The sequence below is a fragment of the Serratia sp. CY38905 genome, from assembly GCF_052168875.1.
Classification (GTDB): Bacteria; Pseudomonadota; Gammaproteobacteria; order Enterobacterales; family Enterobacteriaceae; genus Serratia; species Serratia sarumanii.
The window spans coordinates 209,133-225,757 of record NZ_JBJNLV010000001.1 but is presented as its reverse complement, the minus strand read 5'-3'; the positions used below and the strand labels follow the sequence as shown (position 1 = coordinate 225,757).

Here is a 16,625-nt window from a genome sequence, read left to right as displayed (position 1 = left end):
TGCGGAGGTAAGCGGTATGTACCCTTATGTTCTTGAGGCCGAAGGCATCAGCAAGCAGTTCCCCGGCGTCAAAGCGCTGGATAAGGTCTCGATTAAAATCAAACCCGGCAGCGTGCACGCGCTGATGGGGGAAAACGGCGCGGGCAAATCGACGCTGATGAAATGCCTGATCGGCATCTACCACCCGGACGAAGGCTCGATAAAAATCAAAGGCCGGCCGGTCACCTTCAGCGACACGCTGCAGGCGCTGCATTCGGGCATTTCCATGATCCACCAGGAGCTGAACCTGGTGCCTTACATGACGGTGGCGGAAAACATCTGGCTGGGGCGCGAGCCGGCGCGGCTGGGGTTCGTCAACCACGAACAGCTGAACGAACAAACCCGCGAGCTGCTGGCGCGGCTGAACATCAAACTGCAGCCGGACACGCTGGTGGGCGAGCTGAGCATCGCCAATCAGCAGATGGTGGAGATCGCCAAGGCGGTGTCCTACAACGCCGACGTGCTGATCATGGACGAACCGACCTCGGCGCTGACCGAAGGCGAAGTGGTGCACCTGTTCGCCATCATTCGCGAACTGCGCGAGCAGGGCAAAGGCATCATCTATATCAGCCACAAGATGGACGAGATCTTCGCCATTACCGACGAAGTGAGCATTTTCCGCGACGGCACCTTCATCGCCTGCGACAAAACCGAAAACCTGACCAAACAGTCGCTGATCACCATGATGGTGGGGCGCGAACTGACGCAGATGTTCCCAAAATTCAACAACAATATCGGCGAGGAAGTGCTGCGGGTGGCGGGGCTGCGCCGCAGCGGCTGGTTCCATGACGTGTCGTTCAGCGTCAAGCGCGGCGAGATCCTCGGCGTCGCCGGGCTGGTGGGCGCCGGGCGCAGCGAAGTGATGGAAAGCCTGTTCGGCATGCACCCGGCGGACGGCGGCGAGATCTTTATCGAAGGCCAGGCGGTGAAGGTGGATTCCCCGGCGAAGGCGATCGAGAGCGGGCTGGCGTTCCTCACTGAAGACCGCAAGAAATCCGGCCTGTTTCTGGTGCTGTCGGTGGTCGAGAACATGAGCATCGTCAACCTGTCGGAATACATCGGCAAGAACGGTTTCGTCAGCCACGTGCAGATGGCCAAAGACTGCATGGATCAGATTAAAAAGCTCAACATCAAAACGCCGACCATGGATCAGATCATCAATAACCTCAGCGGCGGCAACCAGCAGAAGGTGCTGATCGCGCGCTGGCTGCTGGCGCAGCCGAAAATCCTGATCCTCGACGAACCGACGCGCGGCATCGACGTGGGGGCGAAAGCGGAAATCTACCGCCTGATCAGCGAGCTGGCCAACCGCGGCGTCGCCATCATTCTGGTCTCCTCCGAGCTGCCGGAGATCCTCGGCATGAGCGACCGGGTAATGGTGATGCACGGCGGCCGCATCACCGGCATTTTGGACAAAGACGACGCGGACCAGGAGAAGATCCTGGCGCTGGCCTCAGAATAACGAAGGGTGAACATCATGAGTAACGTAAAGATTGAGAAGCCGCTCTCCGCCGATTCAACGGGCAAGGGAACGCTGTTCTCCGGGCTGAGCGGCAAAATGCCGAAGGATACCGGCATCTTCATCGTGATGATCGGCATCGCGCTGATCTTCGAAATCCTCGGCTGGTACATGCGCGATCAGTCGTTCCTGCTGAATCCGAACCGCCTGCTATTGATCGTGCTGCAGGTGGCGATCATCGGCATCATTGCGGTGGGCGTCACCCAGGTGATCATCACCACCGGCATCGATCTCTCCTCCGGCTCGCTGATTGCGCTGACCGCGGTGGTGGCGGCCAGCCTGGCGCAGACCTCGGACAGCATCTCGCCGATGTATCCGGGGCTGCTCGATCTGCCGGCGGCGATCCCGATCGGCGCGGGGATCGGGGTGGGCATCGTCTGCGGCTTTATCAACGGCTTCCTGATCACCCGCACCGGCATTCCGCCGTTCATCGCCACGCTGGGGATGATGGTGTCGGCGCGGGGCCTGGCGCAGTACTACACCAAGGGTAACCCGGTCAGCTTCCTGTCGGACGGCTTCACATCGATCGGCCAGGGCGCAATGCCGGTGATCATCTTCCTGGTGATTGCGGTGATCTTCCATATCGCGCTCAAGCATACCCGCTACGGCAAATACATCTACGCCATCGGCGGCAACATGACCTCGGCGCGGGTCTCCGGTATCAACGTCAACAAGTACCTGGTGACGGTTTACACCATCGCCGGCGGCCTGGCGGGGTTGGCGGGCGTGGTGCTGGCGGCGCGCGTCAGCAGCGGCCAGTCGAGCATGGGGATGTCGTATGAGCTGGACGCCATCGCCGCGGCGGTGATCGGCGGCAGCAGCCTGATGGGCGGCGTCGGGCGCATCACCGGCACGCTGATCGGCGCGGTGATACTCGGCCTTATCAAAAGCGGCTTCACCTTTATCGGCGTCGACTCTTACATTCAGGACATCATCAAGGGCGTGATTATCGTCGCCGCCGTGTCGATCGACATGCGGCGCAACCGCAAAAAACACTGATTGCCGTGAATTGCCGCCGGCGCCAGGGTTGGCCGGCGGCTTTTTTTACCTGGGGGGCACATCATGAACTACCTGAAAGGGCTGTGGCTGGCGGTGGCGCTGTGCGCGTCTACCCCGGCATGGGCGCAAACCATCGGCGTGTCGATGGCCTATTTCGACCAGAACTTCCTCACCATCATCCGCCAGGCGATCGACAAGGAGGCCAAGGCGCGCGGCATCACCGTGCAGTTCGAGGACGCGCGCGGCGACGTCGGCCGCCAGACCGATCAGGTGCAGAGCTTTATCAGCGCCGGGGTGGACGCGATTATCGTCGATCCGGTCAACTCGGCCAGCACGCCGGTGATGACCAAAATGGTGCAGGCCGCCGGCGTGCCGCTGGTGTACGTGAACCGCACGCCGGGCGATGCCAAACTGCCGCAGGGCGTGGTGTTCGTCGGCTCCGACGAGCGGGAATCCGGCACGCTGCAGATGGAAGAGCTGGCGCGGCTGGCCGGCTATCAGGGCAACGTGGCGGTGATGATCGGCAACCTGACCGACGCCGGCGCGCTGCAGCGCACCAAAGACGTGGAGCAGGTGGTGGCCAAGTACCCGAAAATGAAGGTGGTGCAGAAGCAGAGCGCCAACTATTCACGCAGTGAAGGCATGGATCTGATGATGAACTGGCTGACCAACGGCGAAGCGATCGACATCGTCGCCGCCAACAACGACGAGATGGCGATCGGCGCAATCATGGCGCTGCAGCAGGCGGGCAAGGCGGACAGGAAAGTGCTGATCGGCGGCATCGACGCCACGCCGGACGGCCTCAAGGCGCTGGCCTCCGGCAAGATGCAGGTCACTGTGTTCCAGGACGCGGTCGGCCAGGGCAAAGCCTCGGTCGATGTGGCGCAGCGCATGATCAACGGGGAAAAACTCGAACCGTATTACTGGATCCCGTTCGAGCTGGTGACGCCGGCCACGATGCAGAAGTATGCGGCCAGGCCGTGAGTTAACCGTCAGATTCGCGTTGCCGGGGCGCTGCTTGCAGCGCCTTTTTTATTGGCGTCAGTTACATGTCCGCTTGCGGCCAGCGCGGCGCCGGATCTTGCTTCACACTGAGGATCTTTAAACCGTGTGAGGATGAGCGATGAACGCATTAAACGGCAAGGTGGCGGTGATCGGCGGCGCCAGTTCGGGGATCGGCAAAGCGGCGGCGCTGCTGTTCGCCCGCCAGGGCGCAGCGCTGGTGTTGGGCGCGCGGCGCGAGCCGCTGTTGGCGGAGCTGGTGGAGGACATTCGGCGCGAGGGTGGCCGGGCGCTTGCGGTGGCGGGCGACGTGCGCGACGAAGCCTTCGCCGAACGGCTGACGGCGACGGCGGTCGACGAATTCGGCGGGCTGGATATCGCCTTCAACAACGCCGGCACCTTGGGGCCGCTGGGGCCGTCGCTGGCGTTGAGTGCCTCAGAGTGGCGCGAGGTGCTGGAAACCAACCTGTCCAGCGCCTACTACGGCGCCAAATATCAAATCCCCGCCATGCTGGAGCGCGGCGCGGGCTCGGTGATTTTCACCTCCACCTTCGTCGGCCACACCGCGGCGTTTCCCGGTACGGCGGCCTATGCGGCCGGCAAGTCGGGGCTGATCGGCCTGACGCAGGCGCTGGCGGTGGAGTTCGGCGGGCGCGGCATTCGGGTGAACGCGCTGCTGCCGGGCGGCACCGATACGGCAATGGGGCGGCAGATGAGCCATACCCCGGAGGCATTGGCACAGGTGGCCGAACTGCACGCGCTGAAGCGGCTGGCGGTGCCGGAGGAGATCGCGCAGGCGGCGCTGTATCTGGCGTCTGACGCTTCTTCATTCGTCACCGGCACCGCGATGCTGGTGGATGGCGGGGTGTCCATCCAGCGCGGCTGAGGCCACGGGCGCCGTGGCCTCAGTGGGCGTCAGAAAGCGGACAGGTGGCGGCGCACGATCTCGCGGCCGATCTCCAGCGAGGCGGTCGCCGCCGGAGAGGGGGCATTGCACACGTGCAGCGAGCGTTGGCCCTGCACGAAGTGGAAGTCGTCCACCAGCTTGCCGTCGGCGGTCAGCGCCTGGGCGCGCACGCCGGCCGGGCCGGGGCGAATATCCTGCTCCTGCAGCGCCGGGATCAGCCGACGGGCGTTCTCGGCAAAGCGGCGGCGCGACAGCGAACGGCGCATTTCCGCCAGCCCTTCGCCGAGGTAGTTGCCGGCGATTTTCCAAAAGCCGCGATAGCCGAGCACCTCGCTCAGATCGCGCAGGCTGAAGTCGCATTTGCGGTAGCCTTCGCGTTTGAAGGCCAGCACCGCATTGGGGCCGACGTCGCGCTTGCCGTTATACATACGGGTAAAATGCACGCCGAGGAAAGGGAAATCCGGGTTGGGCACCGGGTAGATCAGATGGTTGACCAGGTGGTTTTTCGCGTCGTCCAACACATAGTATTCACCGCGGAACGGCACGATCTTCATGCCGGTTTCGTAACCGGCCAGTTTGGCGATGCGATCGCTGAACAGCCCCGCGCAGTTGATCAGCAGTTTTCCCTCGAAGGTATCGCCGGCGGCGGTGACGGTGACGCCGCCGGCGTGTTCGCGGATGGCCTCAACCTGATGGCCGTAGGCGATCTCGCCGCCGCGCCGCACGATGATCTCCGCCAGCTTGGCGGCCACCTCCGCGTAGTTGACGATACCGGCGTCGGGCACCAGCAGCGCTTCAAGGCCATTGACGTGCGGTTCGCGCTCCCGCAGCTGCGCCTGCGACAGCCGGGTGACCTGCAGGCCGTTTTGCAGGCCGCGCTGATAGATGTTCTCCAGCCGATCCAGTTCGTTTAGCTGGGTGGCGACAATCACCTTGCCGCATTGGTCGTGATACAGGTCGTGTTCGCGGCAGAAGGCGAACATGCTGCGGTTGCCCTGTTTTGCCAACTGTGCTTTCAGGCTACCAGGCGTGTAGTAGATGCCGGAATGCACCACGTTGCTGTTGTGGCCGCTTTGGTGCGCCGCCGGGCCGCGCTCTTTTTCCAGGATCAGAATGCGCCGCTGCGGATCCGCTTCCTGCAGCGCATTCACCACGCCGAGCCCCACCAGGCCGGCACCGATAACGATCGCGTCGTACATCACGGCTCTTGCTCCTCGTTTTCCAGGCGGCGTAATTTGCCGCGTACGTTGTTCAGATGGCTTTGCATGGCGGCGGTGGCCGCCGCCGCATCGCCGTCGCGAATGGCGATAAATACCCGCTCATGTTCGTCGATCACCCGCTGGCGCTCGGCCTGCCGCCCTAGGTTTTTGCTGAGCGAGTACACCAGCACCCCCAGATACAGCTCGTGCATGTTATCGAGGATCTGCACGAAAAAGGGGTTATGCGAAGCCTGCATGATGGCGCGGTGGAACAGGTAGTCCTGCCGATAGCCGATCTGGCCGTCGTTCAGCGTACAGTCACGAAAGGCGAGGTGCGCCTGTTCGATCGCCTGCAACTCCTGTTCAGTGCGGCGTTCGGCGGCCATGCGCGCCGCCTGCTGTTCCATGACTTCGCGCATTTCCAGCAGCGCCTCCACCTCGCGGCGGTCGGCTACCTCCATCACCAGCGGTTCGTATTTGCTCAGCAGCGAATGCTGTTCCACCCGGTGGCCGCCGCCCTGGCGTGAGGAGATGATGCCGCTGACCTCCAGCACGCCGAGCGCCTCGCGCACCGGCACCCGGCTGACGCCGAACGCGTCTGCCAACACGTTTTCCGACGGCAGTTTCTCGCCGACCGGAAAGGTGCCGTCGTTGATGCCGGCTTTCAACTGCGCCAGCACCTGATGAGAGGCTTTCTGGCGCGTGACCTTGCGGATCATGACGCGCCTCCCGGCAGCGCGGCGCGCTGTTTATAGCGCAGCAGGTGCATGGCGGCGGCGGCGGCGATCAGGGCCGCGCCGCCCAGATCGGTCATCAGGCCCGGTTTGATCAGTAAAATCGCCGCCGCGGTAAACAGTACCCGCTCCAGCCAGTGGGTCTTCATCAGCCAGAAATTGGCGCTGGCGATCGACAGGGCGTAGATCCCCACCAGCGCGCTGATCACCATATGCAGCACCGACAGCGGGTTGAGATCGTCGCCCTGCATCAACAGCATCGGGTTGTAGACCAGAATGAACGGGATGATAAAGCCCGGCAGCGCCAGGCGCACCGCGTCCCACGAGGTTTGCATCGGATCGGCGCGGGCGATGCTGGCGGCGGTGTAGCTGGCCAGCGCCACCGGCGGCGTGATGTTGGACAACGCGCCGAACCAGAACACGAAGAAATGCGCCGCCAGCGGCAGCACGCCGGCTTTGATCAGGATCGGCGACACGGTCACCGCCACCACGATGTAGAGCGCGGTGGAGGGTAGCCCCATGCTGAGCACGATGCACACCAGCATCACCACCAGCAGGATCATCCACAGGGTGTTGTCGGTCATGGCGACGATGTTGAACGCCAGCGTGGAGCCGATGCCGGTCATGGTCACCACGCAGATGATCACGCCGATGGCGGCGCAGGCGATGGTGACCTGGATCGAGCCGCGCGCCGCGTCGTTCAAGGCCAGCGCGATTTTTTTCGGCGTCATGCGCACCGAACTGTCGGGGGTGAGCCAGCTGGCGACGATGATAGAAATGATGCCGAGGAAGCCGGCATAGATCGGCGTTTTGCCCAGCAGCAGCGTGCCGATGACGATGACGAGCGGCAGCAGCAGCAGCCCGCGCGCCTTCAGCACCGCGCGCACCTGAGGGATGTTCTCCTTGTTGATGCCCTTCAGGCCCTGTTTCTTGGCCTCCAGGTCGATAGCCATGATCAGCGCGGCGTAATAGAGCAGCGCCGGCACGATGGCGGCGATGACGATGGTAGTGTATGAGATGCCGAGGAAGCCGGCCATGATAAACGCCGCCGCGCCCATGATGGGGGGCATGATCATGCCGCCGGTGGAGGCGGTGGCTTCCACGGCGCCGGCGAAGCGGGACGACAGCCCGATGCTTTTCATCAGCGGAATGGTGAAGGTGCCGGTGGTGGCGACGTTGGCCACCGCGCTGCCGCTCAATGAGCCGGTCAGTGCCGACGAGATCACCGCCACCTGGGCCGGGCCGCCGCGGCGGCGTCCGGCGGCGGCCAGCGCCAGATCGTTGAACAGCGCGGTTGCGCCGCTGACGCTGAGAAAGGCGCCGAACAGAATAAACACCACGATGGCGGTGGAGGCGGTGGACAGGGTGATGCCGAAAATCCCCTCGCTGGTCATGAACAGCCGATATAGCAGGCGTTCCACCGAGAAGCCCCCGTGGCCGAAAATGCCCATGAAGTACTGCCCGAACAGCGCATAGAGGATGGCGAAAGTCGCCAGGCCGGGGATGAAATAGCCGGTGGTGCGCCGCGCGGCTTCGAACAGCACGCCGATACCGATCGCCGCCATCACATAATCGGTGGCGTTGGGGATGCTCTTGCGCACCACGTGCAGATCGACGTAGTTAACGTAGAAATAGCCGTAGCTGACCAGCGTCAGGATGATGAACAGATAGTCCCAGCGGTTGAAACTGCGGGTGGCGTGCCGGGCCGAGAAGGGGAACAGGATAAAGCCCAGGATCAGAATGCCGCTCAGGAACGTGGTGTTGCGGTAGAACTCCTGCGTGTTGGACAGCGCGTTGGCGTAGATGGCATAGGCGGAAATGGCGATCGCCAGGACGGTTGCCAGCTGCAAATAGATGCCGCTCAGCGGCCGGTTGCCGGCGCCGGCTTCCTTGTCCAGATCGACGGCGGGCTGCGGTGAAGAAGGGTGAGTGCTCATACGTCCTCCTGGGTTAGGGGTTGGCGGCCAGCGCGGCGGCTTCCGGCGGGATCAGATAATCGGGTATCTCGACGCCGGCTTCGCGGTAGTAGCGATAGGCGCCGAGGTGCAGCGGCACGGAAACGCCTTTCAGCGCATTCTCCAGCGAGATGTATTTGGCCGAGCTGTGCACCTGGTGCACTTCCGGCAGGTTCTCGAACATCGTTTTGGTCAGGTCGTACACCAGCTTTTCATCGAGCCGGCTGAGGGCCACCAGAATATTGGGCTGCGCGATGGTGGCGACCGCTTTGGGCTGGCGCGGGTAGGTCTCTGCCTTGATGTCGAAGCGGAACCAGGAGTTGGCGATGGCGTTGATGCTGGCCAGCTGTTCGTCGGTGACTTCCAGGATGCGTGCCGGCACGCCGCTGGCATACATGTCGGTGACGGCGGCGGCCGGCACCCCGGCGGGCAGGGCGCCGCCGTCCAGGCGCCCGTCGCGCATTGCGGAAACCGTATCGCCGTAGCCGAGGTATTCCGCCGATAGCGACTTCTTGGTCAGGTTGACGCCCTGCAGGATGATCATCGTCGACTGCTCGGTGCCGCTGGCCTGCGGCCCGACGGAAAAGCGCGTGCCGGCGATATCATTCAGCGTGCCGTCTTTCACCCGGCTTTCCAGCATCACGAAGTGTTCGACGTTGGGCCACAGCATGGAGATGGAGCGCAGATCGCCGTAGGCGCGGCCGTCGAAGTTGCGCACGCCCTGATAGGCTTCGACGGCGATCAGGCTCTGCAAAATCGCCAGCTGCGCCTCGTCTTTTTGCAGCAGGTCGATATTCTCGATCGAACCGGCGGAGGATTGGCCGGTGACCTGTATCCCCTGGCGTTTCAGCCGGTTGCTCCAGACGTTGGCCAACCCGACGCCCATCGGGTAGTAGGTGCCGCCGGTGGAGGCGGTGGCGACGGAGAGGAAGGTTTTATCGGCGTTCTCCGCTTTACCGGCGATGGCCAGCAACGCGGCGCCGACCACGGCGCAGGTAACAAGCAACGCTTTGATTTTTCTATTTTTCATTATTTTCCCCAGCGGTTTTTTGAAACAAATAGAAAACATTTACGCAAACTTGTATACAACATGGCAGCTTTATTCACCTAAAGCGCCGTGCTTGATTTGTGATCTGAGTGGGCGAAAATTGAACGGCGCGGCGGAGGGCGGAAATGAAAAACCCGTGGCGGGCGCCACGGGCATGCGGGGGAGGGTTACCAGCCTTTGACGGCGTCGCCCTTGTAGATGTCGGCGGCGCTGGCCGCCACTTCGTCGGTCTGATAGGCCTTGACCAGATCCTTCACTTTCTCGCTGTCTTTGTTGTCGATGCGGCTGGCGAAGATGTTGACGTACGGCGAGTTTTTGTCTTCGACAAACAGCCCGTCCTTGGCCGGTGACAGGCCGATCTGGCTGGAATAGTTGGTGTTGATGATCGCCAGCGTCACTTTCTGATCGTCCAGCGCGCGCGGCAGCTGCGGCGCTTCAATCTCGACGATCTTCAGCTTTTTCGGGTTGCCGACGATGTCCAGCGCGGTCGGCAGCAGGCCGACGCCGTCTTTCAGGGTGATCAGCCCCTGTTTTTGCAACAGCAGCAGCGAGCGGCCCAGGTTGGTCGGATCGTTCGGCACCGCCACCTGCGCGCCGTCCGGCAGCTGGCTGAGTGCGGTTATCTTCTTCGAATAGCCGGCGATCGGGTAGACGAAGGTGTTGCCCACCGCGGCCAGCTTGTAGCCGCGCTCCTGCATCTGCTTGTCGAGATACGGCTTGTGCTGGAAGGCGTTGACGTCCAGATCGCCGTTGTTCAGCGCTTCGTTCGGCAGCACGTAGTCGTTGAAAGTCACCACCTCCACGTCCAGATCGTATTTCTGCTTGGCGACCTTTTGCACCACCGCCCACAGCGACTGATCGATGCCGGCGCTGATGCCGACCTTGATGTGGTGATCGTTCTTTGCGGTCGGGCCACAGGCGGTCAGCAGCAGCGTGCCGGCGGCGGCCAGCGCCAGGGTGAGGTTTTTCAGCGTAAATGTCATTTTCCCAGGGTCCTTGTCAACATTGCCTGCTAATTTGGGCGGGCAGAATAGTGGCAGTGACTGTAGGTGAGCGTCGGGATAAAACAAAATACTGATTCACTATGACTCATAGCGATTAGCTATGAGCGGCCGCCGCCTGGCGCGGTGCGGATTGTTTTGACGGCGAATCGGCGGGCTTATTATGATAGCCGTTGGCCCGCGAGGGCAGACTGGGTACTGAAACGAAGGAAAAAACAATGCGATTGAACACTTGGAGCAAGGCGCTGCTGCCGCTGGTGGTGTTGGCCTGCGTCTCGGCGACTCAGGTTCGGGCGGCGGAGAGCGATACCGGGCCGATCCCCAAACAGCTGCTGGGCAACTGGCGCGTCAGTAAAATTGTGCCGACTCAGACCACCGGCTGCTGGGATCAACAGCAGGCGCAGAGCCTGATCGGCGGTAAAATCAGCTATAAGGCGGATGCATTCAGCTGGAACGGCACGGCGCTGAAAAGCGAAGGCGCCACCGTCAGCACCGTAGAAGCGCAGGAGTTCGTCGAGGACAATTCCGGCAGCAGTTCTTACATCGATTTCCCGATGCTGGGCATCAGCACGCCGTCGGTCGAGCGCGTGGCCATTCAGCACGCGGATACCGTCATCAAAGGCATCACCGATCAGGGCACCGATGGGGTGCCCGGCGATAACGTGCTGGTGAAAGACGCCAACACGCTGATCCTGTCTCTGTGCAACGTCTGGTTTGAGGCGCAGCGCGAGAAGTAATTTTTGCCTTCCGCCCCGGCAACGGGGCCTTCCCGCCGTTATCTCTCCCGCCGCGCGCGCCGTTTCTGAACTAAAATTAACCATAACGATATGACTCTGACGTGATATCGGAGCCTCGGCTCTACCGAGTCCATGACAGGAGGCGCTATGTGTTACCACCATATTGTCATCGCCACCGATCTGAGCGATGACGGCAAACGATTGGTCGAAAAGGGGGCGCTGTTAGCGGAGGCGCTGAAGGCCAAACTCTCGCTGATCTATGTGGACGTCCACTACGACACTTACCATGCGGCGATCGGCTTTTCGGAGCACAGCTATGAGGGCGCGTCGTTCGAAGAGAAGATCCGCAAAGAGCTGGAACCCACCACGCAAAACGTCAATTACCCGATCGCGGAAGTGATTATTGGGCGCGGCGGCTTTGTTGACGAACTGCGCACGGCAGTGGTGGATAAGAATATCGATCTGCTGGTGTTCGGCCACCACCACGATCTGTGGAGCAACCTGTTTTCTTCCACCCGCAACGCCATCAACCAGCTGAATATCGACGTGCTGGTGATCCCGATCCGCTCATAAACGCGGGCCACCGCCGGGCAACGATGGCGGTGGCCGCTGCGGCTTATTGCGTGAAGAAGTCGTTATACAGCATGTACAGGTGCGCCGCGCTCCAGGAGAAGTTCGGCGCGCCCTGTTGCTTGCCGGTGAGCGGGTTGTAGTTCTCGCGGATCGGCCCGTCGGCGACCAGGCCGTCGGCGTGGCGGAAGAAAGCCTGCGCCATCTCCACCGCATCGTCGCGATAGCCGTAGCGTTCCATGCCTTTGAGGCCGAAATACAACTGATCGACCCACACGCGGCCGCGCCAGTAGATGTCCGCGCCGAACGCCGGATTGGTCAGCGCCGCGGTGCCGAGCGGCACGTAGGTATTGAACTCGCGCGGATCTTTCATCACCCTGACCACCGCATCGGCGTGCGGCTGGCTGGCGGCGCCGTTGAACAGCGGCGACCAGCCTTCCGGCCCTTTGCCGCGTTCGACGATCGGTTTGCCGGCGCAGCCGTTGGCCAATGGCCGGTTTTCGATGCGGATGTCATAGAAGAAACCGCTGTGCTTGTCGAACATGCAGGTGTTGATGTAGGCCGCCAGCCGGTCGGCTTTGGCGCGGAAGGCGGCGGCTTCCGCGCCGTGACCCAGAATATCGGCCATCTCCGCCAGATAGCGGTTGTCGCTGTACATGTAGCTGGCCTGATCCACCGATTCCTGCAGCAGCGAGTAGCCGAGCAGCGTGCCGTCCGGCGCGCGGTTTTCGGCGAATTTCACCTGCCAGTCTTCGCGTTTGCCGCCCTGCGCCAGGTAGCGCGCCAATTGATCCGGATCGATAAAGCCGAATACCGCCGCATCGTCGCGGCCCGACTCCCAGGAGGCGGCGGTCTGCGCCGGGATCTCGATGCTGTCGTACTGCCCCTCGCGCACGATGCGATCGTAATTGTCGAGGCCGGCCAGCGTTTGCTCGCGCTGCCCGCGCTTGACGGTGAACAACATGCGTCCGTCGGGGGTATTGTGCGCTTTGTCGCGGGTGGCGCCGTACTCCGGCACGCCGTTGCCGTTGTGGTCACGGTTGCGCAGCCACCAGTCATGGTAGGCCACCAGCTTCGGGTACATCTCCGCCAGCCAGCCCTTATCGCCGGTGACGCGATACACCTCCATCACCGCCCAGGCCGCCAGGCTCGGCTTGGTGTTGCGCTCGTTCCAGTTGCCGCCGTCGCCGCCGCGCTCCGGGCTGGGGTTGTAGGCGATAAGGTCGGGCAGGAAACCGGCGTCCCACGGGCGCAGGGCATCGCCCGGCCGGATCTGGAAGGCGAACACCGCGCGGATGTTGTCCTTGGCCACGTCCGGGTTGAAGTGCGCCATGGCGTAGGCCTGTTTCCAGGTGTCCCACGGCCAGGTCTGGTTGCCGGAGAACCAGCGTCCGGTCACCGACGGGGTGACCGAGTCGAACTTCATCGCCCCGGCGGCGCCGCGCCAGTTGCCGTTCAGCGTTTCCATCGCTTTGACCGCCACGCGGGTTTGTTCCGCCGTGGCGTGCGGGTTGCTGAGCCCTGTGGCGAGATAGCGTTCCCAACGCTGGGCCGACGCGGCCATATAGCGCTGCGGGTGAGCGAGGATGTCGGCGATGGCGCGTTGTTCGCGCCGCGCTTCTTCGGCGGTAAGCAGGTGCGAGTAGGTGGTGTACAGGGTGGTGGAGCCGGCGATGCGCGCCGTGGCGCGGAAGCGATGGCCGTCGACCGTGGTGCGCTGCGGCAGCGATTTGTGGATCTGGTACTCGGACTGGCCGGAGGTCATCAGCTGCGACGGCGCGCGCACTTTGCCGAAGGTGACGCGCAGGCCGTCAGCCGTTGGCACAATGCGGCGCGTGTAGTCAGGAAATGCCTGCGCGAGGGTCGCCGGCGGTTGCGGCTTCTGCTCTTTGGCCGCATAACGTTCCAGCAGCTCGCCGTCCCACACCAGCTCCAGCGGCGTGTCGGTCAGGATTTGGGTTTCCAGCAGCGAGGTGCGCGCGCCAGCGAAGCGCAGCGTCAGGTTGACGGTCACGCCCGGCGCGCTGAGCCGCTGCACCAGCGCGCCGGGCAGGCTGTAGGCCGTCATGGTGAAATGCACCGGCTTACCGTCTCGATAGACGCTGAGCCGATCGAAATTGTTGGCCATAAAGTTGATGTACTCTTCGGTCAGCAGCGCCGGGCCGGGGAAACCGCCCATGCCCTCCGGCCCGCTCGGCAACAGGTGGCCGTGCCAGGCGCCGAGATCGAAGAACGGATTGAAGCGCTGGTGATCGTCGAAATCATAATCGAGCATAAAGTGCGGCGCGCCGCGGCGGTCGATGACGTTTTTATAGCGCTCGGCCAACGGGGCGTCGGCGTCGGGCGTTTTCGGCGCGCAGCCCGTCAGCGTCAGCGCGAGGGTGAGGGCAGTGGCCAGCGGGGTCAGGGGAGTCATGTTCATCGTAGGAGCCTCAACGGTTACCAATAGAAATATTGCATCAGGAACACCGAGTTGCTGGCGCCGGTGCTGTCGTTGCGCATGAAGAATTTGCTGTCCAGCGCGGTGGCCAGCTTGCCGCCGGCGTATTCATACCAGACGCCGAACTGGGCGTATGAGGTGGCGGTATCCGCCGCATTATCAAACCGGTGGCGGGCGTAGCTGTAGGCGGTGGAGAGATACAGCCCTTTGGCAGTTTCCGTCATCGCGCTGAGCATCAGACCCGATTCGCTGCCGGGATGGCCGCCGCTGTCGCCTTTGCCGGTGTGGTGCCAGACGCGGCCGGCCAGGTGTTGGCCGCGCAGCCCCAGCAAAAATAGCTGCCCCAGGCCGTCGGTCACTTCCAGGCCGTTCAGCAGCGTCAGATTGTCCTGCAGGTCGTACTGGGTGTAGCCGTTGATCATCGCCCGATAGGTATACTTGTCGGAATAGCGATCGTATTTACCGAAGTGCAGCAGCACCTTGCTCTCGTCGATGCGGCTTTCCGGCGCCGCCGTCACGCTGTAGCGAAAGCGCCCGGTCAGGTTTTGCAGCTTGGCGGCGTAGCTGAGATCGCGGGTGTTGGGGATCACGTAGCCGTATTCCGGCGTGAAGTCGCCCCACCATTGCAGGTCGTCGAGCGACGAGTCGTTGCGCACGCTGAGCATCATCTCGGTGCCGTCGTCGGTGCGGTAACCGCCGTAAAAGCGGTTCAACCCGCCCTCGAAGCCGCCCCAGCCATGGCCCGGCGTCCAGGCGTGGCCCTGGCTGTCCGCCTGCACGGTCCAGCTTTCGCCGTAAATCAGGCCGAACCAGTGGCCCCGTTTGATCTCCAGGCCACCTTCGATATAGGTGCCGTCGCTGTATTGATGCTGATGTTCGCCGTTCAAATAGACGCTGCCGCCGATGCCGAGCTCGCCGTAAAAACGCAGGGCGGTCGTGGCGCTATCGGGTAGCGGCGGCGGTGGGAGCTGATTGCGCTCCGCCGGGGTCACCGGTTCCTGCGCCGCCCAGGCGGGCGCGTTAACGAGCAGCAGCAAGGGCAACAGGGCGTGATGGCTTAGTGGTTTCATGGGGCATAGGCCTGATGTTGGATGGATCGGAACGTCAGCCGAGCGGCGGCTCACGCGAGGTCGCTCCCGGCTCCCTGGGAGAAGAGAAAAAGTCCGCCTTCACGGGGCGGTAAACGGCAGGTATATTAGTAAAGTTTTTAGTAAAAAATATGCTTTAATCAGTAAATCGTTAACTTGATCACAGCGGGCGAAATGGGTATCTTTCGCTGCAGACGCCCGGCAACGGCTGGCATGAGCGTGCTCTGGCCCGGTCTGGGAAGGAGAGGTCGCGAGTGGCGCTGTACGCCGCATCGCTATCCGATTAAGCTACCGTTTTTCGTCTGTGCATTGGGACTCTATGGCCACACTGAAGGAAATTGCTGAAGCCGCTAATGTGTCCGTCGCCACCGTTTCGCGCGTGTTGAATGACGACCCCACCCTGAGCGTGAAGGCGCAAACCCGCCAGAAGATCCTGGAAGCGGCGGAACGCCTCGAATACAAGATCGCGCCTTCCAAACGGCAAAGCGGGCAACGCCTGCATTTCGCCGCGCTGTTCACCTATACGCAGGGCGTGGAGATCAACGATCCCTATTACCTGGCGATGCGCTACGGCATCGAGACGCAGTGCGAAAAGCTAGGCGTGGCGCTGAGCGCCGGTTACGACTTCAACGGCGACAAGGCGCTGCCGGCGGCCGACGGCCTGCTGGTGATCGGCCGGCCACAGCCCGCGTTGTATGAGCAGCTCAGGCAGCAGGAAACGCCGGTGGTGTTCATCGACGGCGTGGTGGAGGATGAGCGGTTCGACTGCGTCAATGTCAACCTGTACAAGATCAGCCGTAAGGTGATCGACTACTTCATCGGCCGCGGCTATCAGCGCATCGGCTTTATCGGCGGGCGCGACCATCCGGCCGGCATCGACCAGCGCGAGCAGGCGTTCGTCGAGTATGGCCGGCAGCAAAACGTGGTGCGAGCGCAGGACATTTACCACGGCGATTTCAGCAGCCAGTCGGGCTACCAGTGTGCGAAAGCGATGTTGCAGAGCCAGAATGGCTATCCGCCGGCGCTGCTGGTGGCGACCGATTCGATCGCGATCGGCGTGCTGCGCGCGCTGCACGAACACGGCATTCAGGTGCCGGGGCAGATCGCGCTGATCAGCGTCAACGATATTCCCACCGCCCGCTTTATTTTCCCCGCCTTGTCCACGGTGCGCATCCCTTCGGAAACCATGGGCGCACAGGCCGTCAACCTGCTGACGGAGCGGCTGCGCGATGAGCGCGCCGTCCCGCTGTCGATCTTCGTTCCCAGCTCGCTGCAGCTGCGCGACACCACCGTCGCCTGACCGGCCCCGCCTCGGCGGGGGCGTTGGCGCTCAAAATTAACGTCATGATAAAAAAAGGCCTTTGAGATTTATTGTGATCCTGTCGTC

At 62.6% G+C, this 16,625-nt stretch carries 14 protein-coding genes; 7 read left to right on the top strand and 7 right to left on the bottom strand.

Annotated features, from left to right (window positions below; translation table 11 throughout):
* Nucleotides 1-16 precede the first annotated feature (16 nt).
* The 4 genes from ACJ8MK_RS01200 to ACJ8MK_RS01185 all read left to right on the top strand — a co-directional run bounded on the left by ACJ8MK_RS01200 (nt 17) and on the right by ACJ8MK_RS01185 (nt 4,445).
* Nucleotides 17-1,501, top strand: coding sequence for a sugar ABC transporter ATP-binding protein (locus ACJ8MK_RS01200; RefSeq protein WP_033638125.1), 1,485 nt, complete (start codon nt 17-19; stop codon nt 1,499-1,501).
* Between the two features lie 15 nt (nt 1,502-1,516).
* Nucleotides 1,517-2,557 carry an ABC transporter permease gene (locus tag ACJ8MK_RS01195; protein WP_025160279.1) on the top strand — a complete coding sequence of 347 codons (1,041 nt, stop codon included), beginning with the start codon at nt 1,517-1,519 and terminating at the stop codon, nt 2,555-2,557.
* Nucleotides 2,558-2,620: 63 nt separating this feature from the next.
* On the top strand, nt 2,621-3,541 hold the full coding sequence (locus ACJ8MK_RS01190) for a sugar ABC transporter substrate-binding protein (protein ID WP_033638126.1): 921 nt from the start codon (nt 2,621-2,623) through the stop codon (nt 3,539-3,541).
* A 139-nt stretch (nt 3,542-3,680) separates the two neighbouring features.
* Nucleotides 3,681-4,445, top strand: coding sequence for an SDR family oxidoreductase (locus tag ACJ8MK_RS01185; protein ID WP_442517444.1), 765 nt, complete (start codon nt 3,681-3,683; stop codon nt 4,443-4,445).
* 29 nt (nt 4,446-4,474) lie between these two features.
* Here ACJ8MK_RS01185 and lhgO read toward each other — a convergent pair whose 3' ends face one another.
* From lhgO to metQ, 5 genes are all read right to left on the bottom strand, one after another.
* On the bottom strand, nt 4,475-5,665 hold the full coding sequence (gene lhgO, locus ACJ8MK_RS01180) for an L-2-hydroxyglutarate oxidase (protein ID WP_033638128.1): 1,191 nt from the start codon (nt 5,663-5,665) through the stop codon (nt 4,475-4,477).
* Nucleotides 5,665-6,384, bottom strand: coding sequence for a FadR/GntR family transcriptional regulator (locus tag ACJ8MK_RS01175; RefSeq protein WP_033638129.1), 720 nt, complete (start codon nt 6,382-6,384; stop codon nt 5,665-5,667). The genes lhgO and ACJ8MK_RS01175 overlap by 1 nt, the downstream gene beginning before the upstream one ends.
* Nucleotides 6,381-8,336 carry a TRAP transporter permease gene (locus tag ACJ8MK_RS01170; protein ID WP_060420644.1) on the bottom strand — a complete coding sequence of 652 codons (1,956 nt, stop codon included), beginning with the start codon at nt 8,334-8,336 and terminating at the stop codon, nt 6,381-6,383. Before ACJ8MK_RS01170 ends, ACJ8MK_RS01175 begins: the two co-directional genes overlap by 4 nt.
* 13 nt (nt 8,337-8,349) lie before the next feature.
* Nucleotides 8,350-9,384 (bottom strand): TAXI family TRAP transporter solute-binding subunit, encoded by a 1,035-nt coding sequence (locus ACJ8MK_RS01165; RefSeq protein ID WP_033638131.1) that lies wholly within the window; start codon nt 9,382-9,384, stop codon nt 8,350-8,352.
* A gap of 185 nt (nt 9,385-9,569) precedes the next feature.
* Nucleotides 9,570-10,385, bottom strand: a complete 816-nt coding sequence (gene metQ, locus ACJ8MK_RS01160) for a methionine ABC transporter substrate-binding lipoprotein MetQ (RefSeq protein ID WP_442517443.1) — start codon at nt 10,383-10,385, stop codon at nt 9,570-9,572.
* Nucleotides 10,386-10,621: 236 nt separating this feature from the next.
* Between metQ and ACJ8MK_RS01155 the strand changes: the two genes are divergently transcribed.
* Nucleotides 10,622-11,140 carry a hypothetical protein gene (locus tag ACJ8MK_RS01155; protein ID WP_033638133.1) on the top strand — a complete coding sequence of 173 codons (519 nt, stop codon included), beginning with the start codon at nt 10,622-10,624 and terminating at the stop codon, nt 11,138-11,140.
* Nucleotides 11,141-11,287: 147 nt separating this feature from the next.
* Nucleotides 11,288-11,713 carry a universal stress protein gene (locus tag ACJ8MK_RS01150; RefSeq protein ID WP_033638134.1) on the top strand — a complete coding sequence of 142 codons (426 nt, stop codon included), beginning with the start codon at nt 11,288-11,290 and terminating at the stop codon, nt 11,711-11,713.
* Nucleotides 11,714-11,756: 43 nt separating this feature from the next.
* On the opposite strand, the gene ygjK is transcribed toward ACJ8MK_RS01150, so the two are convergent.
* Complete coding sequence (ygjK, locus tag ACJ8MK_RS01145; protein WP_103798630.1) at nt 11,757-14,132, bottom strand: alpha-glucosidase; 2,376 nt, start codon at nt 14,130-14,132, stop codon at nt 11,757-11,759.
* Nucleotides 14,133-14,149: 17 nt separating this feature from the next.
* A complete protein-coding gene (ygjJ, locus tag ACJ8MK_RS01140; protein ID WP_103798629.1) occupies nt 14,150-15,220 on the bottom strand; it encodes a protein YgjJ in 1,071 nt (356 codons plus the stop codon).
* Nucleotides 15,221-15,557: 337 nt separating this feature from the next.
* Here ygjJ and ebgR point away from each other — a divergent pair, with 337 nt between their 5' ends.
* A complete protein-coding gene (gene ebgR, locus ACJ8MK_RS01135; RefSeq protein ID WP_047568001.1) occupies nt 15,558-16,538 on the top strand; it encodes a transcriptional regulator EbgR in 981 nt (326 codons plus the stop codon).
* Nucleotides 16,539-16,625: the final 87 nt, after the last annotated feature.

Excerpts from the sequence above, each read along its gene's own strand:
- ACJ8MK_RS01200 (WP_033638125.1), top strand. The coding sequence starts at position 17 with ATGTACCCTTATGTTCTTGAGGCCGAAGGCATCAGCAAGCAGTTCCCC.
- ACJ8MK_RS01195 (WP_025160279.1), top strand. The coding sequence starts at position 1,517 with ATGAGTAACGTAAAGATTGAGAAGCCGCTCTCCGCCGATTCAACGGGC.
- ACJ8MK_RS01190 (WP_033638126.1), top strand. The coding sequence starts at position 2,621 with ATGAACTACCTGAAAGGGCTGTGGCTGGCGGTGGCGCTGTGCGCGTCT.
- ACJ8MK_RS01185 (WP_442517444.1), top strand. The coding sequence starts at position 3,681 with ATGAACGCATTAAACGGCAAGGTGGCGGTGATCGGCGGCGCCAGTTCG.
- lhgO (WP_033638128.1), bottom strand. The coding sequence starts at position 5,665 with ATGTACGACGCGATCGTTATCGGTGCCGGCCTGGTGGGGCTCGGCGTG.
- ACJ8MK_RS01175 (WP_033638129.1), bottom strand. The coding sequence starts at position 6,384 with ATGATCCGCAAGGTCACGCGCCAGAAAGCCTCTCATCAGGTGCTGGCG.
- ACJ8MK_RS01170 (WP_060420644.1), bottom strand. The coding sequence starts at position 8,336 with ATGAGCACTCACCCTTCTTCACCGCAGCCCGCCGTCGATCTGGACAAG.
- ACJ8MK_RS01165 (WP_033638131.1), bottom strand. The coding sequence starts at position 9,384 with ATGAAAAATAGAAAAATCAAAGCGTTGCTTGTTACCTGCGCCGTGGTC.
- metQ (WP_442517443.1), bottom strand. The coding sequence starts at position 10,385 with ATGACATTTACGCTGAAAAACCTCACCCTGGCGCTGGCCGCCGCCGGC.
- ACJ8MK_RS01155 (WP_033638133.1), top strand. The coding sequence starts at position 10,622 with ATGCGATTGAACACTTGGAGCAAGGCGCTGCTGCCGCTGGTGGTGTTG.
- ACJ8MK_RS01150 (WP_033638134.1), top strand. The coding sequence starts at position 11,288 with ATGTGTTACCACCATATTGTCATCGCCACCGATCTGAGCGATGACGGC.
- ygjK (WP_103798630.1), bottom strand. The coding sequence starts at position 14,132 with ATGAACATGACTCCCCTGACCCCGCTGGCCACTGCCCTCACCCTCGCG.
- ygjJ (WP_103798629.1), bottom strand. The coding sequence starts at position 15,220 with ATGAAACCACTAAGCCATCACGCCCTGTTGCCCTTGCTGCTGCTCGTT.
- ebgR (WP_047568001.1), top strand. The coding sequence starts at position 15,558 with ATGGCCACACTGAAGGAAATTGCTGAAGCCGCTAATGTGTCCGTCGCC.